Source organism: Sphingobium indicum BiD32 (assembly GCF_000382885.1).
GTDB classification, from domain to species: domain Bacteria; phylum Pseudomonadota; class Alphaproteobacteria; order Sphingomonadales; family Sphingomonadaceae; genus Sphingobium; species Sphingobium japonicum_C.
Genome location: NZ_CAVK010000053.1, coordinates 1 through 21,413, shown reverse-complemented (window position 1 = coordinate 21,413; position 21,413 = coordinate 1). Strand labels below are relative to the sequence as shown.

General features: G+C 63.2%; 22 protein-coding genes and 1 pseudogene. 21 read left to right on the top strand and 2 right to left on the bottom strand.

What is annotated here, in order from left to right:
• The first annotated feature begins 92 nt into the window (after positions 1-92).
• The 6 genes from EBBID32_RS24440 (at position 93) to EBBID32_RS05065 (ending at position 4,619) form a co-directional block, all read left to right on the top strand.
• The gene (locus tag EBBID32_RS24440) at positions 93-368 is read left to right on the top strand and encodes a hypothetical protein (RefSeq protein WP_006951945.1); all 276 of its coding nucleotides are present in this window, start codon (positions 93-95) and stop codon (positions 366-368) included.
• The gene (locus EBBID32_RS05085) at positions 365-883 is read left to right on the top strand and encodes a DUF2840 domain-containing protein (protein WP_006951942.1); all 519 of its coding nucleotides are present in this window, start codon (positions 365-367) and stop codon (positions 881-883) included. The genes EBBID32_RS24440 and EBBID32_RS05085 overlap by 4 nt, the downstream gene beginning before the upstream one ends.
• Positions 880-1,479, top strand: a complete 600-nt coding sequence (locus EBBID32_RS05080) for a S26 family signal peptidase (RefSeq protein WP_006951940.1) — start codon at positions 880-882, stop codon at positions 1,477-1,479. The genes EBBID32_RS05085 and EBBID32_RS05080 overlap by 4 nt, the downstream gene beginning before the upstream one ends.
• On the top strand, positions 1,470-1,820 hold the full coding sequence (locus EBBID32_RS05075) for a DUF736 domain-containing protein (RefSeq protein ID WP_006951939.1): 351 nt from the start codon (positions 1,470-1,472) through the stop codon (positions 1,818-1,820). The genes EBBID32_RS05080 and EBBID32_RS05075 overlap by 10 nt, the downstream gene beginning before the upstream one ends.
• Positions 1,817-2,629 carry a lytic transglycosylase domain-containing protein gene (locus tag EBBID32_RS05070; RefSeq protein WP_006951937.1) on the top strand — a complete coding sequence of 271 codons (813 nt, stop codon included), beginning with the start codon at positions 1,817-1,819 and terminating at the stop codon, positions 2,627-2,629. Before EBBID32_RS05075 ends, EBBID32_RS05070 begins: the two co-directional genes overlap by 4 nt.
• 244 nt (positions 2,630-2,873) lie before the next feature.
• Positions 2,874-4,619, top strand: a complete 1,746-nt coding sequence (locus EBBID32_RS05065) for a relaxase/mobilization nuclease domain-containing protein (RefSeq protein WP_037488891.1) — start codon at positions 2,874-2,876, stop codon at positions 4,617-4,619.
• An 8-nt stretch (positions 4,620-4,627) separates the two neighbouring features.
• Here EBBID32_RS05065 and EBBID32_RS05060 read toward each other — a convergent pair whose 3' ends face one another.
• Positions 4,628-5,143 (bottom strand): GNAT family N-acetyltransferase, encoded by a 516-nt coding sequence (locus tag EBBID32_RS05060; protein WP_006951933.1) that lies wholly within the window; start codon positions 5,141-5,143, stop codon positions 4,628-4,630.
• A gap of 20 nt (positions 5,144-5,163) precedes the next feature.
• The gene (locus tag EBBID32_RS05055; protein ID WP_006951931.1) at positions 5,164-5,469 is read right to left on the bottom strand and encodes a type II toxin-antitoxin system TacA family antitoxin; all 306 of its coding nucleotides are present in this window, start codon (positions 5,467-5,469) and stop codon (positions 5,164-5,166) included.
• A 278-nt stretch (positions 5,470-5,747) separates the two neighbouring features.
• On the opposite strand from EBBID32_RS05055, the gene EBBID32_RS24755 reads away from it, so the two are divergent.
• The 15 genes and pseudogenes from EBBID32_RS24755 to EBBID32_RS04985 all read left to right on the top strand — a co-directional run bounded on the left by EBBID32_RS24755 (position 5,748) and on the right by EBBID32_RS04985 (position 21,227).
• Positions 5,748-6,590: a DUF3800 domain-containing protein gene (locus EBBID32_RS24755; RefSeq protein WP_037488886.1), complete on the top strand. Its 843-nt coding sequence runs from the start codon at positions 5,748-5,750 to the stop codon at positions 6,588-6,590.
• Positions 6,591-6,622: 32 nt separating this feature from the next.
• Positions 6,623-6,844, top strand: a pseudogene (locus EBBID32_RS24750) (type IV secretory system conjugative DNA transfer family protein); the annotation flags it as partial.
• 114 nt (positions 6,845-6,958) lie between these two features.
• On the top strand, positions 6,959-7,474 hold the full coding sequence (locus EBBID32_RS05040) for a sigma-70 family RNA polymerase sigma factor (protein ID WP_037488914.1): 516 nt from the start codon (positions 6,959-6,961) through the stop codon (positions 7,472-7,474).
• Between the two features lie 30 nt (positions 7,475-7,504).
• Positions 7,505-8,581: a FecR family protein gene (locus tag EBBID32_RS05035; protein ID WP_051093270.1), complete on the top strand. Its 1,077-nt coding sequence runs from the start codon at positions 7,505-7,507 to the stop codon at positions 8,579-8,581.
• A 150-nt stretch (positions 8,582-8,731) separates the two neighbouring features.
• Positions 8,732-11,146 (top strand): TonB-dependent siderophore receptor, encoded by a 2,415-nt coding sequence (locus EBBID32_RS05030; RefSeq protein ID WP_081628035.1) that lies wholly within the window; start codon positions 8,732-8,734, stop codon positions 11,144-11,146.
• Positions 11,147-11,155: 9 nt separating this feature from the next.
• Complete coding sequence (locus EBBID32_RS05025; RefSeq protein ID WP_006951919.1) at positions 11,156-12,355, top strand: PepSY-associated TM helix domain-containing protein; 1,200 nt, start codon at positions 11,156-11,158, stop codon at positions 12,353-12,355.
• Positions 12,342-13,130 carry an energy transducer TonB gene (locus EBBID32_RS05020; RefSeq protein ID WP_006951918.1) on the top strand — a complete coding sequence of 263 codons (789 nt, stop codon included), beginning with the start codon at positions 12,342-12,344 and terminating at the stop codon, positions 13,128-13,130. Before EBBID32_RS05025 ends, EBBID32_RS05020 begins: the two co-directional genes overlap by 14 nt.
• Before the next feature lie 222 nt (positions 13,131-13,352).
• Positions 13,353-15,416, top strand: a complete 2,064-nt coding sequence (locus tag EBBID32_RS05015) for a conjugal transfer protein TraG (protein ID WP_006951917.1) — start codon at positions 13,353-13,355, stop codon at positions 15,414-15,416.
• Positions 15,413-15,844 (top strand): ribbon-helix-helix protein, CopG family, encoded by a 432-nt coding sequence (locus EBBID32_RS05010; RefSeq protein WP_006951916.1) that lies wholly within the window; start codon positions 15,413-15,415, stop codon positions 15,842-15,844. The genes EBBID32_RS05015 and EBBID32_RS05010 overlap by 4 nt, the downstream gene beginning before the upstream one ends.
• A 420-nt stretch (positions 15,845-16,264) precedes the next feature.
• Positions 16,265-17,194 carry a tyrosine-type recombinase/integrase gene (locus tag EBBID32_RS23450; protein ID WP_196805592.1) on the top strand — a complete coding sequence of 310 codons (930 nt, stop codon included), beginning with the start codon at positions 16,265-16,267 and terminating at the stop codon, positions 17,192-17,194.
• On the top strand, positions 17,106-18,476 hold the full coding sequence (locus EBBID32_RS23170; RefSeq protein ID WP_081628034.1) for an EAL domain-containing protein: 1,371 nt from the start codon (positions 17,106-17,108) through the stop codon (positions 18,474-18,476). Before EBBID32_RS23450 ends, EBBID32_RS23170 begins: the two co-directional genes overlap by 89 nt.
• On the top strand, positions 18,466-18,651 hold the full coding sequence (locus tag EBBID32_RS23975; protein WP_006951914.1) for a hypothetical protein: 186 nt from the start codon (positions 18,466-18,468) through the stop codon (positions 18,649-18,651). The genes EBBID32_RS23170 and EBBID32_RS23975 overlap by 11 nt, the downstream gene beginning before the upstream one ends.
• Complete coding sequence (locus EBBID32_RS04995) at positions 18,648-18,884, top strand: hypothetical protein (protein ID WP_006951913.1); 237 nt, start codon at positions 18,648-18,650, stop codon at positions 18,882-18,884. Before EBBID32_RS23975 ends, EBBID32_RS04995 begins: the two co-directional genes overlap by 4 nt.
• Before the next feature lie 408 nt (positions 18,885-19,292).
• Entirely contained in the window at positions 19,293-19,823 is a 531-nt protein-coding gene (locus EBBID32_RS04990; protein ID WP_006951911.1) for a hypothetical protein, read from the top strand.
• 18 nt (positions 19,824-19,841) lie between these two features.
• Positions 19,842-21,227 (top strand): CsgG/HfaB family protein, encoded by a 1,386-nt coding sequence (locus EBBID32_RS04985; RefSeq protein ID WP_006951909.1) that lies wholly within the window; start codon positions 19,842-19,844, stop codon positions 21,225-21,227.
• Positions 21,228-21,413: the final 186 nt, after the last annotated feature.

Here is a 21,413-nt window from a genome sequence, read left to right as displayed (position 1 = left end):
GAAACCCGCAGAAATCCGCGCGAAATCGGCTCCCCTCTAACCATCCTAATAGAGAAGAATATTTCATATTCTTCCTAACCGGCCGCGCGCCTGTGGAAAAACCGGCCCACAAGTGGTGGACAGGCGGTGCAGCACAGACGGCTTCCCGGTCTGATCCCATCGTCTGGACCGGCCATGTCGGCGACCGTTCGCAGGCTCAAGCTGTCGATGAGGCCTGCCGCATCGATAACCGGCGCACTCTTGGCGGCAAGATCGACGCCGAGGTGCTGCGCCGCGCGAGCGCGCATATCGCCGCCGTCCTGCGCTTCGGTGACGCGCCAGCCGCATCTCCTCTTCCATCCTCTCCTCTTGCCGGAGACTTGCCATGACCCAGTCGCCGCTCGGCGAACGCGTGCCTTCGAGCATCGCCGCTCCGCTTCGCCATGACCACACCGAGATCGAGCTGATCTGGATCGAGAAACGTCTCGAGTACTGGATCCGCTTCGGCCGGATCTCCGGTGAGCGCATCCTCACGCGCAAAACGCGCATCCTTTCCTTCCGGCCCGATGCCGTCATCGCCTTCGTGCGCTGGTCGGCCAATGACTATGGCACCGTCCATTCGCGCATCGACATCCTGCGCGCGGTCCGCAGCCGTGAGCCCTATACGACCGTGCCGTTCGTGCGGCCGGGTGGCGAACTGCTGCTCTCGATCCAGGGCTGGCCGAGAGTCCGCTCGGTGATCGAAGCGATCGACCAGGTGGAATCCGTGGGGCTCGATCCGTGCGATATTGCGCCCGACCATTGGCGCCATGTCCACAACCGGCTGAGTGCGGGCGAGCCGTTCCGCGCCTATACGGCGGAGCGCCACCAAGCCTGGCTCAAGCGCAAGGCGCTCGGGCAATGAGCCGGCTTCCGCTCTCGCATTATGTGCCGCATCTGACCGGCGTGGCGATCGGCATGGCGCTGAGCACGCTCATCCTGCCCATGCCCAAACTGCTGCTCTGGAATGCCAGCGCGAGCGCACCGACTGGGCTCTATGCGATCAATCCGCTGCGCAAACCGGCGGTCGGCGACATGGTCGCCGTCACGCCGCCACTGGCGCTCGGCCGGATCATGGCGCAGCGCCATTATCTGCCCATCGGCGTGCCGCTCCTCAAACATGTCGCCGCGCGTCCCGGTGCGCTGATCTGCCGCCGCGATACGGCGGTGACGATCGACGGGCGCCGCGTCGCGATGGCCAGGCCCGCCGACAGCCATGGCAGACCCTTGCCAGTCTGGCGCGGTTGCCGCGTGCTGCGCGATGGCGAGCTGTTCCTGCTCAACCCGGCTCCCGACAGTTTCGACGGACGCTATTTCGGAGCCGTTCCGGCCACGGGGCTGCTTGGGCGCGCGACGCCGATCCTCACCCGCGACACGCCGCACACGCCGCTGCGCTGGCGTGGCGGCCGCGCATGTTCTGCGCATTCCATCACCCCTGAAGGAGACGTTCCATGCAGATAGGTTGCTTTGAACAGTCTGGCGACGGTTTCGTCGGTCGTTTGCCGACGCTCACGCTCGACGTACCGCTACGGCTCGTGCCGACCGGCTTTACCGGGCATGGCCGAGCGCCAGATTGGCGTGTCCATCTCGCTGACGACGGCGCGCCTGAAGGCATTGGACTGGAAGTAGGATCGGGCTGGAATCATGATGGCAAGGCAGGTGGTTTCATCACCGTCCAGCTCGATTGTCCGTCCTTTCCGCGCCCGGTTCGCGCCAATCTTCTGCGCTCCCACCGCGATGACGAAGCGCATGTCCTGCTCTGGTCGCCGCGTCTGCGGCGACCCAATGCGGAGCAGGCATGATGCGTATCCGTTTCGCGCCGCGTCCTCACCGCCGAGCCTTTCGCCGTGCTGTCGCTTCGGCGTTTGCCGGTAGCGCCGCCTTCCTCTTCCCGGCCCTCTTGCTGCTGTCCCCGGACGCCGCCGTCGCGCAGGTCACGACCGTCGCCGGGCATCCCTATTCCGGCCACGTCACCGAGGCGGCGCAACGCTTCGGCATCCCGGAAGCATGGATCTGGGCCGTGATGCGCGTTGAGAGCAATGGCGATCCGGGGGCAATCTCACGCGTCGGCGCCATGGGTTTGATGCAACTCATGCCGGCGACCTGGGCGATGATGACCATGCGCTATGGTCTGGGCGATAATGCATGGGATGCGCGCGCCAATATTCTTGGCGGTGCTGCCTATCTGCGCGAAATGGTCGACCGCTATGGCGATCTCTCCGCCGCGCTCGCCGCCTACAATGCCGGGCCGGGCCGCGTCGATGACTGGCGCACGCGCGGTCGCGCTTTGCCCGCCGAGACCATTGCCTATGTCGCAAAGATCGCGCCGATGGTCGGCACGTCCGCCGTCGCTGCGCCCGCCGGTCTGTCTGCCGGATCGCGCGCGCCGATCGCACCGGTCGCGCCGTCCTGGCGCAGCGCGACGTTGTTCGTGCTGCGCGGCAACGGCGAACCGGACCGCGACGAAGCGGCATCGGGCGCTACGTCGCCCGCGCCGACCGAGCGGCTGGTCGCCGTCCCCTCTGCGCCGCCTGCCATGCGGTCTTCGCGCGCCGCCATCCCCGCTGCGCATGGGCTGTTCGCGCCTGTGTCCGGGAGCAGCGAGCAATGAGCCGCGCTGGCGTTCGTCGGCGTCTTTCAGCGCAGGATGGAAAGCGCTGGAAAGGAAGGCAAGTCACAGGAATCGAAAGAAAAAAGGGATGGCGAGATAAAAAGGACGCCACCTGTGGGGCGTCATGTGGTTGGGATTGTGGGATTTTTCCGGGTGGCACGGTATTGCCCCGGGTGGCGCGTTTTCGGAATTATCGCGTTAATTCAAAGCGTCAGCGGGTGGCACTGCGATCTGCGAGGCCCTTATGATCATCGGCGACGATGATTTCGAGGTGCGACCGGGAAGGAGTGGGGACGCGGGCAGGGGGGTAGGGCGCAAGGCTCAGAGTCTCGCGGCCCAGGTGAAGCGTGCGGCCGCGAAGGCGGGCTACAGCCGCAAAGGACCGTCGCGGGGGCGTGGGACCGGGCGCCATGGCCGCGGCCGTATCGCTCGCCTCAATGCACGCTCGCCCGCCAACGCCCGCCGCGTCGTCATCAAGGCCCGCGTCGTGCGCCATCGCGGCAGCCGCTATCGCTCGGCGCCGCTCGCCCGGCATATCGCTTATCTCAAACGCGATGGCGTCACCCGCGACGGGCATGATGCCAGTCTGTTCGACGCCCGTGGCGATGCCGCAGACGGCAAGGCCTTTGCCGACGCCTGCGAACAGGACCGGCATCATTTCCGCTTCATCGTCAGCCCGGAGGACGCCGGCGACATGGCCGACCTCCGCGCCTTCACCCGCGAGCTGATGGACGACATGGCGCGCGATCTCGGCACCCGGCTGGATTGGGTCGCGGTCGATCACTGGAACACCGACAATCCCCATATCCATGTCCTCCTGCGCGGGGTGGACGACACGGGCGCCGATCTCGTCATTGACCGCGATTATATCCGCGAGGGGCTGCGCGATCGGGCGCAGGCCCGCGTCACTCTGGAACTGGGGCCGCGCAGCGAGCAGGAGATCAGGACCGCACTCGAACGCGAGGTCGACGCAGATCGCTGGACCAGCCTCGATCGCCGGCTGGAGCGCATGGCCCAGGAGATGGCGGGCACCGTCGATCTGCGGCCGCAAACTGGCGATGATCCGGAGATGCATCGGCTCCTGATCGGACGGGCGCAGAAGCTTGAACGGCTGGGTCTCGCCAATAATCAGGGGCCGGCAGTCTGGACGCTCCGCGCCGACGCGGAGCAGACCTTGCGCGATCTCTCGATCCGCACCGACATCATTAAGACCATGCATCGGGCGATGCAGGGGCAGGCCCGCGCGCTCGATCCCGCCAGCATCGCCTTGCATCAGACGACGCCTGCCGATCCGATCATCGGTCGCCTTGTCGAGCGCGGCCTTCATGACGAGCTGGCCGGCTCGGCCTATGCCATGATCGATGGCGCGGACGGCCGCACCCATCATCTGCGCTTCGGCGACATCGACATGACCGGTGACGCCAAAGCCGGTGCGATTGTTGAGACACGGGTCTGGCAGGACGCGAAAGGCAACAGCCGGCTGTCGCTGGCGACGCGCTCCGACCTCACGCTGGCCGAACAGGTGCAAGCGCCGGGTGCTACCTGGCTCGACCGTCAGCTCATCGCGCGCGAGTCCGTCGCGACCGGCAACGGGTTCGGGCAGGAGATTCGCGACGCGATGGACGCGCGCGCCCGCCATCTCGAAACCCAGGGGCTCGCCCAGCGGCGCGGGACCGGTTTCCTGTTCGCGCGTGATCTGATCGCGACGCTTCGCGAGAAGGAGATCGAGCAGCAGATCGACGCCATCGCGCAGCGGACCGGCCTTGCCCATCGCCCTTCGGGAGCAGGCGACTATGTAAGCGGCGTCTATCGCGAGCGCGTCACTCTGGCTTCGGGGCGCTTCGCCATGATCGATGACGCGGTGGGCTTCCAGCTCGTGCCCTGGCGGCCCGCGCTCGATCCGCATCTGGGCCAGCATATCACCGGCACCATGCAGCCCGGTGGCGGCGTGGACTGGTCGCTCGGGCGCGGTCGGGGGATCGGACTATGATCCGGTTTTCAACCGGCGATCGCCCGGACCGTCTCGATTGGCAGGACCAGCGTCAACTCACCCAGCGGCGAGCGGCAGAAGCCATAGCGTTCGTAGAAGGACGCAGCCGCATCGTCGATTGCATGGACGATGACGGCGCGCGCGCCCGCGATGCCCGACGCGGCAAGACAGCGGCGCAAGGCGTCGGCGAGGAGATCGGCGCCAAGACCCATTCCTTGCCACTGGGCGTCGACCGCGAGGCGCGCGATCAGCAGCAAGGGCACCCTGTCCGGCTGACCCTTGCGCGGCTTCGCGCTGGGCAGAACCGCCCGATGCTCCTGGGCTGTGGTGATCGTGTAATAGCCGACCACGCGCTGCGGCTCGTCGTGCGCGCAGATCACATAGGTTCGCGCCGAGAGACCCTCGCTTGTCAGCGCCCGCTCACGCAGCCATTGGTCCAGCGCCTCATGGGCCTGGCACGAAAAGTCGGCAACCAGATGATCGGCACGCAGCGGCACCGGCGCAGTGACCAATGGTTGCGGCATATAATCCCCGCGTTATCGCTTCAGCGATCCCAGGCGGGCTTGCGCGCGATCAGTTCGACGAGCTTCGACGAGGGCGCAGGCGGCGCATCGAGCAGCGCCACAAAGGCCTCATGGGCTTCATCGTCGAGAAAAAAGCTGCGCTGGTCGAGCAAGGCATTCTCCGCTTCGCGGCGCGCGCTCTCCAGCATAAACTCGGAGAGCTTCTGCCCGCGCATCGCCGCCGCGTGATTGAGCAGCGCCTTGGTGCCGGCCATCGCCCGGATCTGGATCACATCGTCCTTGCGCGCCGTCCGCGCGCTCTCGTGCCGCTCTGCCCGCGCCATCATCTTTGTCCTTCATCGCCGCACCGATCACGGCATTGTCATGACAATATCCATACATTTTTCTCGCCAAAAGGTTCAGCCATGACCTTGCCTCCAAACGCCACGGATGGCGTCGCCAACGCTTCTCAGGTCGGCGGTGGCGTGGAAATACGGGCAAATCTTGACTTTTGGATAACTGTGGACCATTTGAACGGAAGCAACGCTAATCGCTGTCCCGATTCGTCGGGCAGCAAATCCTATGGCCACCTAACGGTGGCCATAGCTGTTTTAGGGGTTCGTCATTGCACATTTTGTACGTCGACGAATCCGGGGATCTTGGAGGACTGCCAGCGGCGCCCCTGGCTGCGGGAAATGACCAGCCCGTTCTCGTGCTCGGCGCACTGATCATCGACGCCAGCCGGCTCGAGGCCGTCACCCAGGATTTCCTTGATCTCAAGCGCCGGTGGTTTCCAGGCCTGCCTTACCCTTCCTCCAACCATCTCGACCGGATCATCCCTGAGATCAAGGGCGGGGATCTTCGGCGCAACCTGACACGATCGGGACGCAACCAGCGCCGCCACGCAACGGGCTTTCTCGATCAGTTACTCGCCATGCTGCAGAGCCGTGGTGTGCGCCTGATTGCCCGGATCTGGATCAAGGCGCTCGGACAGCCTTTCAATGGCAAGTCCGTCTACACCTCCTCGATCCAGGGGCTTTACACCTATTTTGACCAGTTCCTGTCGACTGAGGATACGCTTGGGTTTTGCATTGCAGACAGCCGCGACCATCTCAAAAACGTGAATGTCGCGCATTCGGTCTTCACCCAGAAGTTTCGGGCTTCATCGACTGTTTATACGCGCATTCTCGAGTTGCCGACCTTCGGACACAGTGAGAACCACGCCGGTATCCAGATCTGCGATATCATCTGTTCGGCTCTCCTCTACCCCATCGCGGCTGAAGCCTATTGCACGGGCTATGTGGCCAATGTGCATGTCCAGCCTGGCGCTGCGGCTCTGAGGCAACGCTTCGGGCCAATCCTCAAAGCGATGCAGTTCCGCTATCAGGATCCATTGGGGCGCTGGACCGGAGGGATTGTTGTTGCCGATGGACTGGCTCAGCGCAACGCGAGCCTGATGTTTTCCTGAAGCATTCGTACAGGAGCCTACGCTGCTGCTGGCATGAGAAGCGCTATTTGCGCCATGATGGCTCCAAGCCTGTGCATTGCTATGCGCCGACGCAATCGGGGAAGGGCGTTGGTCTCGTCATCCCCTCGCTGCTGACCTGGCCGGGAAGCTGCATCGTCCATAACATCATGGGCGATAACTGGACGCTGACCGCGGGTCTTGGCGCGAAACATGGGTGGGTACTGCTGTTCGACTCCATCAATCCCGCCGCCGATGCCAACGTTCAGCATTGCGTAATCCGCCTGCCGCCGCTACATGGTTATTGATAATCGCTCGCAACTAGGTCTTTGTTTCCTGCGCGCGGGCATCGCGTGTTCGAGGATGTGGCGTTGAAGTCGGAGCCGATTGCTCTTAGCCTCTACAAGTCGCACAGGGAGTCGCTCGTATCCTATGCGGGCCGACTCTCCGGCGATCCTGTGGTGGCCGAAGATATCGTGCAGGACGCCTGGCTGCTGCTCGACGGGCAACCGGCCAGTAAGCCCATCCGCGAGCCATTGGGTTATCTTAAGCGGATCGTCCGCAATCTGGTGTTCGCGCAAGCACGTCGCAGCCGCTACGAGGGTCAGATCATCGGCGGTGATATGACGGCTGCCGTCGCGCAGCTGCCCGACGAGGCGCCGTCGGTGGAAGCGGAGCTGATCGCTCGCGATGATCTGCGGCTGGTGATGGACGTGGTGGACGCCCTGCCGGAAAGGCAGATTGCGGCGTTCAAAATGTATCATTTCGAGGGCATGAAGCTGCGCGAAGTCGCAACGCGGCTGGGTATTTCTACATCGCTGGCGCATCTGTTGGTGACCGAAGCGATGCAGCTTTGCGACGAACGGCGCAAACGGGGCATGGAATGAGGGGCGCGGACAAAATTCTTTTGGAAAACCATGGCGCAAAAGCATCTAGGCAATATGAGCCGCCGCCAGCGCCCGCCTTCCATGCGCTTTTGCCCGACGCTGGTGTGGGATGCGCAGGCCATGGCGCTTGATGGGGCCGAGGCGCGCCGGGACGCCTCTCACTGGTATATCCGTCTCCGCGAGGACGATCACGACGAGGCGCTGAAAGCCGAGTTTGCGGACTGGCTACGCGCCGATGCGCTCCACAGCGAAGCGTGGACGGATATGTGCGAAACAATGGAGGTGGCCGGGCGCGCGCCTGCCGGTTGGCGCTCCTATTCGTTGCCTGGCAATGGACAGCGTCGGAGATGGGGATCTGCACGCCGCCGCTCTCCGGAGCAGCGCAAGCGGGGCACCCAGATCGCCGCTGGGGCCGTAGCCGCCGCATGCGCGATCGTTCTGGCGCTTCCAATCGTCAGCCTGCACTTGCGGGCGGATCACATCACGGGTGCGGGCCACATCGAACAGGTGCGCCTTGCCGACGGTAGCATGGTGCAGGTCGGGCCGGATAGCGCTATCGCGGTCGATTACGGCAATCGCGGGCGCGTCGTGCGCCTGCTCTCCGGGCAAGCGATGTTCGATGTGACGCATGATCCCTCTCGACCGTTCCGGGTCGAGGCGGGACAGGTGACGACGACCGTGCTGGGCACGAAGTTCGATGTGCGGATGCTGGGCGGTACTACCAGCGTTGCCGTAGCGCGGGGACATGTGCGGGTGGAGGATTCCGGGCGCGTGCCTGCCACTACCCATGACCTCTTTCCCGGCGACTGGGTTCGTATCGACGGCGCCCATCACGATGAGACCGGCAAACTCGCGCCGCAACTGGTCGGCGGATGGGGGCAAGGCGAGGCGCTGGCCGAGAACCGCACCATCGGCAGCGTCGTCGATGAAATCCGCCCATGGTTCGCCGGCCGGATAGTCCTGAACGACGCACGGCTCGCCGGTCGGCGCGTAACCGGCATCTACAACGTCAAAGACCCTGAACAGGCTCTGGAGATGATCGTGCGGCCTTATGGTGGGCACATCACGCGCATCACGCCGTGGGTGCTGATCGTCGGTGGAAACTGACACTCCTGTCCGACCAGGACAGCGCACTGGGCTGGCCGCTCGAAATAATTTCAACTTTTTTTGGAAAAGCGCCCGCCCCGTGCATCCTGCCTCTGAGAGCGCATTGCAAATGCTTCGCAACTGCGCTGGCAACATGAGGTGGAGATTGCAATGTTCGGGGGTTTGTCGAGTGCTGTGCGGCGCGGGCGTCGCTTTGGAATAATGGGCGCGGTCCTGATGGCGACGTCGGCGATGGCCGGCCTCGTCGCTACGCCGGCGGCGGCGCAGACGGCCAGCGCGCGGCACGGCTTCGACATCCCGTCGCAGCCGCTTGCCCAGGCGCTGATGATCTTCGGGCGTCAGGCCGGGTTGCAGGTGACGGCGGAAGGCGCTGTTACGGCGGACAAGACCAGCACGGCGGTCAAGGGCGAGCTTGCACCAGCCGAGGCGCTCAGCCAGCTGCTCACGGGAACCGGTCTGACGTTCCGCTTCGTCGGCAACGGCGTCCAGATCGAGGCGGTGCCGCGATCGTCGGGAAACGCCATCCAGCTCGGCCCGGTGCAGGTCGAGGGCGCGGCCGGCACGTCCCTAAGCGGTGACGCCTTGCTGGCGAGCGAAGGAACCGGATCCTATGCCGCGCAAGCCGTAACCATCGGCCGGCAAGCACAGTCGCTAAAGGAAATCCCCAATTCGGTCAGCGTCGTCACGCGGCAGCAGATCGAGGACCGTAACATTAATAGCGTTGCCGATGGATTGAAGCAGGTCGCCGGCGTTCAGGTGGTTCAATACAGCCTCGGCAATTTCGGCTTCACCTCACGCGGCATGAATATCACGACCTTGCAGGTCGATGGCTTGCAGACGGCCGACACGCAGGGGGCGTGGACGACCGACAGCTTTGATATTTCGGTCTATGACCGGATCGAACTGGTCCGTGGTCCCGCCGCGCTGTTCCAGGGCAGCAGCGAGCCGGGCGGCGCAGTCAATCTGGTGCGCAAGCGGGCGCTCGCCGATACGCATGTCAACATCATGGCGCAGGCCGGTTCATGGGATCGCTATCGCGGCGAACTGGATGTGACCGGCCGTCTCGACGCCAGCGGCAGCCTGCGTGGCCGCCTTGTCGCGGCCTATGATGATCGTGGGAGCTACATGGACCATGTCTTCGCGCGCAAGCTCGTGCTCTACGGTACGCTGGAATATGACCTAACGCCGGACACGACCGTTTCGGTTGGCGCGATCCATCAGGGCGGTCCTTCGCGGCCGATTTTCGGCCTGCCCTCTTATGACGACGGGGGCCTCTATATGGGGCGGCGCAGCGTCTATATGGGTTCGCTCTGGGATCGCAAACGCGATGATGCCGAGCGCTATTTCGTCGATGTCGAGCATCATCTGGACAATGGCGGGATGATCCGGCTGCGCGGCGACCGAACGGACCGCGCCTATAATTTCAAGTCCGGCGCCTTCACCGACAGCTATATCGACCGTGCGACAGGTGACGTCGATATTCAGCAGATCGCGGGCAACGGGCATTCCCGTGACGAGGCCGTCGATCTCAGCCTGACCTTGCCGGCGCTGTTCACCAGTGCCGACAGCCTTGTGGTCGGCGTTAACCACAGTCGCAACAGCAGCTATACGCGCTGGATTTATGGGCCGGTCATCACTCGCAACATCTTCGATCCCGATCCGACGACGCCCGAGCCTGCGTTCGAGGATGACGGGCCGACGACCTCCAGAACCATTCAGACGGGCCTCTATGCCAATGCGCGCTTCAAGCTGCTCGATCGGTTGACGCTGACGGCGGGCGGCCGCCTGAGCTGGTACAAAGGATCCGCCAACTGGCAGAGCGCCGACAGCAAGGCATCGGCGCGGCTCGTGCCCTATGCCGCGCTCAGCTATGACATCACGCCGGAGCTGTCAGCCTATGCCAGCTATTCAGCGACCTTCGTGCCGCAGACCAGCGTCGATCGGGACGGCAATCTGCTGAAGCCCCGCACCGGCACTCTCTACGAACTGGGTCTGAAGGGGCAGTTCCTGGACGGCGCGCTGACCGGCCATGCGGCGCTCTATCAGATCATCGACCGTAACCGGGCGATGACCGATCCGGACTATCCAGATGCATCGGTGGCGCTGGGCAAGGTGCGCAGCCGGGGCTTCGAGGCGGAGGTCGTGGGAGAACCCGCGACCGGATGGAATGTGACGCTGGGCTATGCGTATACGCGGACTCGGTATCTGACCGCCGATGAAGGACTGCCCGGCCTGGTTTTCGCACCCGGGACGCCCGAGCATGACCTCAAGCTCTGGGCCGTGCGGGATTTCAGCAAGGGAACCGGCCGCGGCCTGATCCTGGGCGGCGGCGTCAATGTGAGCAGCGGGATCTATGCCGGGTCCGGCGATCTCGAATGGAAGCAGAAAGCCTATGCCTTGCTTTCCGGGCAGATCGGCTATCAGTTCAGCGAGCGCTTCAGCCTGAGGCTGACGGGCGAAAACCTCACCGACAAGAAATATTATACCCGCATCGAGGGCTGGTCGCGCCAGAGCTATTTCGGTGATCCGCGCAATGTCATGCTGACGGCCAGAATGGGATTCTAGGCGCTGGCCATGCGCGCGCTGCTCGTCATTCTTCACCGATATGTCGGTCTGGCGATCGCGGGATTTCTCGTTGTCGCCGGACTGACGGGCAGCATCGTGGCATTCCAGTCCGAGCTGGACGCCTGGCTCAACCCCGGCCTGTTCCATATCGAACGGACGGGGCAACCATTGCCGCCCTCGCGGCTCGCCAAGGCGATCGAACGCGCCGATCCTGCTATTGAGATCTTCACGCTCGTGTTGCCCTCAGAGCCCGGCGAGAGTGCCCAGGCGTTTGTCGGCTCCAGGGGCGGCGATACCGCCCTCGACTATGATCAGCTGTTCGTGGATCCGGGCACCGGCGCCATCCTTGGCAAACGCATGAACGGCGCCTTCGGCCTCGATCGGCTCCACCTCATTCCCTTCCTTTACAGGCTGCATTATTCACTAACCATGCCCGGCAACTGGGGCGTGTGGCTGATGGGCGGCGTGGCGCTGGCATGGATGCTCGATTGCTTTGTGGGTTTCGTTCTCACGCTGCCGCGCGGCCGTCCCTTCTGGAAGAAGTGGAAGCTGGCCTGGACGATCAAACGCGGTGCCGGCCCCTATCGCCTCAATCTCGACCTGCACCGCGCCTGCGGTTTGTGGCTATGGGCAATATTGTTCCTGTTGGCGCTGTTCGGCGTCTCCCTGAACCTCAACAGCGAATTGTTCCGCCCGGTCCTGTCGGCCCTGCTGCCGACCAGCCTGCGCATATGGGATCAGCCCGCACCACGGACCGCGCCGCCCATGACGCTCGATTGGAATAGCGCTCTCGAAAAAGCGAAGGGCGAGGCGGCTCACCGCCACTGGGATCAGCCCGTTGCCATGATTTATGCCGCCCGTGCGCAGGGATTCTATGGGATACGTTTTGGCCGCCTCCATCAGGCAGGTTTTGGCGCCTCGACGATCTTCGTCTCTGCTGCGGATGGCCACATCCTGTCGGTCGAAGAAGCAGGTGCGGGCAAAGCCGGCGATGTGATCGCAGGGCTGATGCTTCCGGTTCATTCTGGTCAGGTCGCGGGTCTGCCCGGTCGCATCTTCATCTGCGTCACCGGGCTGGTCGTGGCGATGTTGTCCATCACCGGCGTCTATATCTGGTGGAAGAAGCGTGCCCCCCGTAGCAGCAGGCAACGGACGAACCGGCGATCGAGTAGTATTGCACAGATTGGAGTGCCCGATGCTGCTCAATGATGCCCATGGCGACAGTGGCGATCAACCGCACAATGTGCCCATGCAACCGATGCCCGATAAACAGCCAGCCTGTTATCTGATCCAACGGCATGGCTATTCTTCTTCCCCTAGCAACAGGCTGTTCGGGATTGGCGGCTCGCTGGCTGTTTACGGCATCGTGGCTACGCTTTTCCTGATCTCCATATCGACCACTTATCTCGAACGGCCGCAGCAGGCGACGTTGACGGTCATGGACTTCAAGCCGCCCGCCGCGCCGGACGACACGCCCCCGAAGCCGAAGGATGCGCCCAAGCCAGTCGAGAAGAAGGAAACGCAGCAGCAGCCGGTTAAAATCGAGCGGATCGACCCAACCAAAATCCCGATCTCGCCGGTGACGGCGCCGATGCCCGTACCGACCGTGCAGCCCGCCGATCCGGCGCCGAAAGAACCGGAAACGGCCGCCCCCAGGACCGCGCCGGCGCCGCCCGCGCCGCGCGTGTCGAGCAATGGCCCGGACACATGGGAAGGGCGGGTGTTGGTGCAGCTCAATAGGTATCGCCGCTATCCGAGGCTGGCCGAAGCAAGACGCCAGCAGGGTGTGCCCTATATCCGCTTCGTCATGGACAGGCAGGGTAAGGTGCTGTCCGTAGCGCTGGAGCGATCGTCCGGAGTTTCCGATCTGGACCGGGAGGCGCTGGCCTTGCCCCGGCGAGCTCAACCGCTACCCAAGCCTCCTGACGACAAACCCGGCGACACGCTGGAACTGGTCGTGCCGGTGCAGTTCTTCCTGCGGTAACGGTGCGGCCAGCTTTCTTCATCACTCGACCTGAAACAGCATCTTTGTCGATTATAGCGGGGCCATGGAAATCTGGCCCGACAATCTGTTTGCAGGGCAATTTGCGATGCCTGCATTACGCCGATCCCTGTCTTTCTACGCCAGAGTGCGGCGGTAGCATTCCATGCTTGAATCTTCCGTAAATCGCGGTCCCGATCCTCTTTTGTCTTTCGAGGATAGACCATGTCTGCAACCAAAATCCTTTGGGGCCAGGTGCTGGCCGTCATCACCCTGACCCTGTTTGGTATCTGGGCTGCAACCCAGTGGACGGCGGCTGCGCTCGCCTATCAGCCTGAACTGGGGCAGCCCTGGTTCTGGCTGGGTCCGTGGCCGATCTATCCGCCACCCGCCTTCTTCTGGTGGTGGTTCGCCTATGACGCCTATGCGCCGAAGATCTTCGAGACCGGCGCCTTCATCGCGGTCTCGGGCGCTATGGCTGCCGTGGTCGTCGCGATCGCCATGTCGGTCTGGCGCGCGCGCGAGGAGAAGAAATCCGAAACCTATGGCTCGGCGCGCTGGGCGACGGAGAAGGAGATCCGTAAGGCCGGGCTCTATGCCGATGACGGCGTAGTGATCGGCTGGCACGAGAAACGCTATCTGCGCCATGACGGTCCCGAGCATGTGCTGTGTTTCGCGCCGACCCGTTCGGGCAAGGGCGTCGGCCTCGTCATCCCCTCGCTGCTGACCTGGCCGGGCAGCTGCGTCGTCCATGACATCAAGGGCGAGAACTGGACGCTGACCGCCGGCTTTCGCGCGGCGCATGGCCGCGTCCTGCTGTTCGACCCCACCAATCCCGCCTCCAATGGCTACAATCCGCTGCTCGAGGTGCGCAAGGGCGAGTGGGAAGTGCGCGACGTCCAGAATGTCGCCGACGTGCTGATCGACCCCGAAGGCAGTCTCGAAAAGCGCAACCATTGGGAAAAGACCAGCCATGCCCTGCTGGTCGGCGCCATCCTCCATGTCCTCTATGCTGAAGGCGACAAGACGCTCGCCGGTGTCGCCGCCTTCCTTTCCGATCCTCGGCGTCCGGTCGAGGAAACCTTGCGGCGGATGAAGGCGACCCGCCATCTGGGCGAAGCGGGTGTCCATCCGGTCGTAGCCGCCGCCGCGCAGGAACTGCTCAACAAGTCCGATAACGAACGCTCGGGCGTGCTCTCCACCGCCATGTCGTTTCTCGGCCTCTATCGCGATCCGGTCGTGGCGAAGGTGACCGGGTCTTCCGACTGGCGCATCGCTGATCTCGTTTCATCCCCCGTGCCGGTCTCGCTTTATCTCGTGATTCCACCGTCCGACATCAGCCGGACCAAACCGCTGGTGCGCCTGATGCTCAACCAGATCGGCCGTCGGCTGACTGAGGAGTTGACGGTGAAGGGCCAGCGCCAGCGGCTCCTGTTCATGCTCGACGAATTTCCTGCGCTCGGTCGGCTCGATTTCTTCGAGAGCGCACTTGCCTATGTTGCGGGCTATGGAATCAAGGCCTTCCTCATTGCCCAATCGCTCAACCAGATCGAGAAGGCCTATGGCCCAAACAATGCGATCCTCGACAATTGCCATGTTCGTGTCGCTTTCGCCGCCAATGACGAACGTACCGCCAAGCGCGTGTCCGACGCGCTCGGCACCGCGACTGAACAGCGCTCGATGAAGAATTATGCCGGGCACCGGCTCGCGCCCTGGCTGGGGCATATCATGGTCTCACGCACCGAGACGGCGCGGCCACTGCTCACGCCCGGCGAGATCCAGCAATTTTCCGAAGACGAGGAGATTGTCTTCGTCGCCAGCACCGCGCCGATCCGGGCGGCCAAGGCGCGCTATTATCTCGATCCGCGGTTCAAGGCGCGGCTCCTGCCACCACCCGAGCCAAAACCCCTCGCGCCCGATCTGCGGCCCCGGGACGACTGGACTATGCTCGATCCAGTGGAGACGCCGCCTCTGCCGCAGCCGCCTGCCGTCCAGGCCGAAGAAGCGACCGGAAAGGAGGGCGAGGACGGTGTTGCGACGGATGCGCCGGTCGATGCTGGTGAGGCAGGAGCCACGGGCGATGCGGCCAATGCCGGCATCCGGCAGGAGCCGGAGCTGGGCGCGCATGAGAATATCGCACCCGATCCCACGCCGGAGGCCAATGAGTTCGATTTCGATCGCAACGACGCGCAGGAGGACGCAACGCAGGCGCGGCGGCAGGCCGACCGGCTGATGCAGCGTAACGCCCGTAATGCCTCCCTCGATCCCGACGACGGGCTGCTGCTGTGAGCGGCGGGCAGGTCAAGCGCAGCGTCCGCCTTCCGGCTGATCTCGCCCGGGCGCTGGCCGACCATGCACGCATGCGTAAGGCCTCGCAGACCGCCATTATAGAGGCGGCACTGGTGTCGTTCCTTTCCCCCGACGCCGGGGACCGGCTGGAAGCCTCGCTCAGTCGGCGTCTTGATCGCCTGACGCGCGATGTCGAGCGGCTCGAATGGCATGTCGAACTGTCCAACGAGACGCTGGCCCTGTTCATCCGCTCCTGGCTCAACGCCACGCCCCCTCTGCCGGATGGCGCGGCGAAAGGCGCCCAGGCGCAAGGTAAGGAGCGCTGGGGGCGATTTGTCGACACGCTGAACCGCCGCATGGAATTCGGTCCCCGGTTCAGGGAAACGCTTGCCGAGGATCGCACCAACGCAGAACCCAGCGGTTCATAAGGCGGCACAACGTCCTGTAGAATCGCGATTCCAGATGACGTGATCCTGTTTCTCGCCCGATCCGTCCCGGTTCGGTGCGTGGTTCACCCCTTCGTCAGTTCCTCCATGCCTCATCGGTGACGGGTCGAAGACCGGCAAGTGTGACGTAAAATCCGATTGATTGTGCCAAGGTTCAACCGGTTGGCTCCAGTCTGGGGATCAGCCAGGGCGCGTCAGCGGGAGGAACGTCACCAATGGAGGAGTAAGATGATGAAATATCAGAATAATCAGAGTTACACTGTATCCAAAACTGTATCAAACCAGCGGGATGGAGGATTTGGTAAACCCCCGACCGCTAGAGCGCCCCAAGACAATTCCAATGTCGGGAGCCAGGAACAAATGCCTTGGACAGTGTTCAATCGCTATGGTTAGAGAAAGTATCTGACCGCATCTGAAGTTGATTCTTTCGTCAAATCGGCAAAGGCAACATCGATCGAAGTGCAGAGCTTTTGCTGGATGCTTGCATTCAGTGGCTGCCGAATATCGGAGGCACTGTCGCTGACCCGGGACAGCATCGATTTCGAAGCGAAACACGTCATCATCCGCTGCCTCAAAAAGCGCGGAAAGCGTGTGTTTCGGGCTATTCCGCTGCCGCCAGACTATCTCAAGCTGCTTCGCCGATGGCTGGGGCAGGCAAGGCAGGGAACGGCCCTCTTATGGCCTTGGTCTCGGATGACAGGCTATCGCCGTATCTGCGAAGTCATGCAGGCTGCCGGCGTGCGGGGCGGCTATGCGACGCCCAAAGGGTTGCGCCATGCCTTCGGGGTCCGTGCGATCCAGGCGAGCGTTCCACTGACGCTCGTGCAGCGCTGGTTGGGCCACGCCGACATCAAGACCACCGCGATCTATACCGGTGCAATGGGGCCTGAAGAACGCGAAATAGCCGCACGGATGTGGCAAAATAAATCCATGTGGGCAAAACCGTCGCCTGATGATCGCTCGGCCATCCGGGACCGCGAGACGAACACCGTTAACAGCTCTCTCGATTATCCCGAACTCGACGAATATACGCGCGATACTTCATCAAGATCAGAAGATGCGCCTGTTTCCTTCGATCCTGCGAAGGTCAGGTCCGCGCCGACACCTTTCGTCAAGCTGGTTAACGGCGCAAAAAAGATCACAGAAACCCGCGCAGTGCGAATGCTCTATTGCCCTTTGATACAGTTTTGGATAGACCGTCACAGACTCACCGGTTCGACCCGACGGGTTTCGGGGGGTCTGAATGGTCCATGTGGCGCACAATCTGGAGGGGAACGGCGGGACTGCCGGCAACGTGCATATGTTGCGCCGTCCCAAGCGGTTATCCGATAGCGGCGTTGTTCATTTCTCGATCCGCATCGAAAATTACACCCATATCCGTCGCGCCTATGGCGAAGAAGGGGCGCGCGCTGCTCTGTCAGGCGTCCAGCGGATGCTGGTCGACCTGTTTCGTGCCGATGGCATCGTCGTCCCCGAGGCAAATGGCGAGATCGATGTCCTGATCTGGAATGTCGAAGCGCTGGGGGCGGGGGCACTGCCCGACGCCTGCCGGGTATGGCTGGACAAGTTTTGCTGGCTTGCACCTCTGCTCTCTATCGAGGCCTCCGGGCACTTCATTCACGTCTGGGTCAGCGGGCGATGGGAGATTCCCGGCGCGCTCATGCAGGCGCATGGACTCAAGGCCGGGCAATCTGGCACCTGCAACATTGGCTTTAGTGGGGCTTGGCCTGACGATCGGAGTGACTGGTCAGATCGCTATCGTAGCGATGTAGGTCTGGTCTCCGGGCTGCTGTCCGGCATCATCTCGGGCTCTGCCGACGATACGGGGCGGCAGGAACTCATGCTTGCCTGGCAGCCTGTATGTGACGCAGCCGGGCCGGAGCTTGTCCTCTATCGCGAGGCGCTGGTTCGCCTGCTCGACGATGACGGAAAGGCTCAACCGCCCGGCGACGTCTTCCTGGCTCTCGAACGGCTCGGTTTCGCACGGGTCGTTGATCATTATGTCGTGTCGCGGGTCATCGATGAACTGGAGCAGGCTCCGGATGTCATTCTCGCCGTCAATATCTCGGCGCAATCCGTCCGCCACGATGCCTGGTGGGATGAGATAAAATCACGCCTTGTCGCGATGCCTGATGTGGCGCGTCGGCTGGTTCTCGAGATTACCGAGACCGCAGCAATGCCGAGCGTGTCTGGGGCGGTTCGCTTCGTTACCAGCATGCGCCGACTGGGATGCCGGATTGCGCTCGATGATTTCGGGACGGGCTATGCTTCGATCCGGCAACTCCTCGCCTTCTCGCCCGACTTCGTGAAAATCGACCGCTTTTTCGTGCGACGGGCGTCTGTGTCCGCCGCCGAGGGCGCGATGCTGCCGCATCTGATCGGTATCGGGCAGGCTTTGGGCGCCACTGTCGTCGTCGAAGGTGTCGAGACGCAGGAGCAGGCCGATAGCGTTCTCGCCGCAGGCGGGCGCTGGCAGCAGGGTTATCATTGGGGACGCCCATCGCTTCTGCGGACCTGGCGTCATGCGCCGAACGGCGAGCGTTCCGACGCGACCTCGGACGGCAGTCGGCCGGAGAACCGCATCATCTCTCATGGAGCCGCTTGTGACCGGTGATGATCGCCGTTGCCACGACGGGCGCTGGGCGTGGCTGGTCGCAGCCTCTGATCCCGATGCGCCGCCGGAGGACTGGCCGGATGGCAGGAGCACATTCCGCGGGATACTCGTGGCGGTGCCATTGAGCGGCCTGCTCTGGTGGGGCCTTGTCGAACTGTGGAGGGCGTTCGCATGAACGTCGAAAGGCGCGGCCATGCGCCGGCTGGACCGGAGCATGAACAGGCTCGGCTGAGTGCGCATGAAGGCTCTCCCTGGGGGCCACCCGATCCCTACCATTTCTTTCGGGGACGCCAGGACGGCGATGGCAGGCCCAGTCCGCTGGCTCCGCTACTGGTAGTTGTCGGCATCCCGATTGCAATCCTCTTCTGGGGTGCCGTGCTGTGGGCGGGCTGGAAGCTGTTCCAGTGATCCCTCTCGTCCCTTCCATTCTTTTCAGCCGGCTGCGGGAGGTAGCCCATCGGGTTCTCGTGAGATCCGTTGCCCGGCCATTGCCCTTTCAAGCCGGTTCCCTCGGGTCGCACCACGGGAAGGCGAGGCATGGCGTCGGGTCGCACCGCGCCACGGCACGGACGGCCCCATGCCTCGTCACTCAACCGGCAATGCACATCCTTCGCGTATCAAAGTGTCCACGGGAGAGGACGCCTGGATCGGATGCGAGGCGCGCCAGCAGAAGTGCGCCCGCATCCTGTTCCGGAGCAAGGATCGTCCCGCCAATTCTCATCGGTTCCGCTGAATTGTCGCGCACCGAATTGACGTTCGGCCCCGATGCGCCGGGCGTCCCGGCCCTTTCCTCTCGTCTCTCCGGAGTATCCCCTTATGAAAACGTCAACCCTCATTTCGGGTGTGCTCGTCCTCGCCTTGCTGGCACCCACGGCCGTCTTCGCCAACAATGTCGGTGAGAATCCCGGGTGGCAGTTCCAGACCACTGCTGACAAGGTCAACAGGGCCTATCTGGAGGATCTGCGCCAGAAGAAGCAGAACGGCTATTATGCCGCGCCCGTCTATAACACCTACATCGATCGTCAGTATAATTGCTCGGTAACGTCCACCGCGACCGGCAACGAGGCGTCAAGCAGTGCGATCGCCAATTCGCCGAGCACGACCGGGCATTCGTCCAGTTCTACCGGCAATGACAATACGACGACGCTGGCCAGCGCGTCGGGCGCGGGCAGCAATACCGCGAACCAGTCCAATAGCGGCACAGTCGGGTCGAGCACCTCTGGCGACATTTCGACCAGCGTGCGGGGTGACAATTTCCAGACACTGAACACCGAGCAGACTAACTCGGGCAACCAGACCGCTTCGGTAACCGGCTCCACCGCCTGCCAATACAGCGCGCTGAACTGACGGCGGGAGATGATCAGCATGTTGCGTCATTCTCAGCGCCTCAAATATCTTGGCAGGTCGGCCGTACTTCTGGTGCTCTCGGCCGTCACCTCCGGCTGCGCGGTGCTGCATCCGGGACTCGATGCCCAGCGCCTTGCGCCCGGCGAAGTCCCGACCCCGATCGGGACGCCGGTTCGTGACAATCGCTCGCCGATGGAAGCCGCGCTCGCCTGTTTCGGCGACCAGCTCATCGCGCAAAACGGTCCTCGCCGCGTGATCGCGGTCGGCGACGTGAAGGACTATACCGGCAAATATTCGATCAACGAAGGCAATGCGATCACCCAGGGCGGCGCCCTGATGGTCTATTCGGCCCTCGGCAAGATCGGGGGTCCGTTGGCCATCGCCGAACGGTTCGATCCCACCATCGCCGAACGGGAACTGGGTTACACCGACCGTCGGCAGCTTGGTGATGGCGATGTCCATGAGGTCAACGGCAACCGGGTGCCGTGGCTGCCCTATTTCGGCGGCAGCATCACCAAGTCTGATTATTACATTGTCGGCGGTATCACCGAGCTGAACTACGATATTCGCTCGGGCGGCGGCGAGATCGAGATCAACAATATCGGCCCCAAGGCGCGCGTCTTCACCGAAAGCGTCGCGGTTGATCTGCGCATCGTTAACTCACGCTCGCTCGAGGTCATCAAGACCGTCAGTCTGACTAAGCAGTTCACCGGCTACGAGATCGGGGCAAACGTGTTCCGCTTCTTCGGCACCGCGCTTTTCGACATCAATGTCGGCGCCAAGGGGCAGGAACCGCTGCAACTCGGCGTCCGTGCCGCGCTCGAAGAAGCGACGATGAAACTTATCGCTGCCGTCGCGAAGGTCGATCCGGCGATTTGCATGGCGCAGCGGCAGGCGACAATTCCGGACCTTTCGGCAGAAGAACTGCGAGGACGCTCGCTGGTTCGCCCCGGTGGACAGAATGCCCCTATGGTGGCCGCTACGCCGGTCCTTCCCGCTCAACCCGTGATCGCCGCCCAGCCCACCCAGATGTCTGGAACGACACTCAATGACCTGAGTGCGTCGGGCGGTGCGGCGGGGGGAGCTTCGCTCCAGATCAGCTTTGAATTCGGCGACATCACCCTTGCCGGCAATGCTCAGGCGGTGCTGGACCAGATCGTCCAGCAAGCGGCCAAGGGCGCCATCGATGTGACCATCACGGCACGCGACACCGAAAACTGGGACCCCGCCAAGCGCGACAGCCTGATCGATCAGCGCCTGACAGCTGTGGTCTCGGCGCTTGCCAATCGCGGCATCACGCCCGCCGGCGTCACGGTCACCTGGCGGCCCGACAAAGCCGACACATCCATCCATCGCGGAGCCCCTGGAATGCAGGAAATCGCGCGGATTCAGATCAGGAAATAGGGAAGGCAAAGGCGAGGCAGGGGGCCTGCACATTGAACGAAATTAACCATGTTCTTTAACAATTCGAAGGAAGTATTCCATGAATACACGTTGCAGAAGGATGCGTTCGGCATTGATGACCGGCGCAAGTACGGCGCTTTTCGCCACGTTGGGCGCGACCCAGGCCTTGGCGGCAGGGCCGTCGGA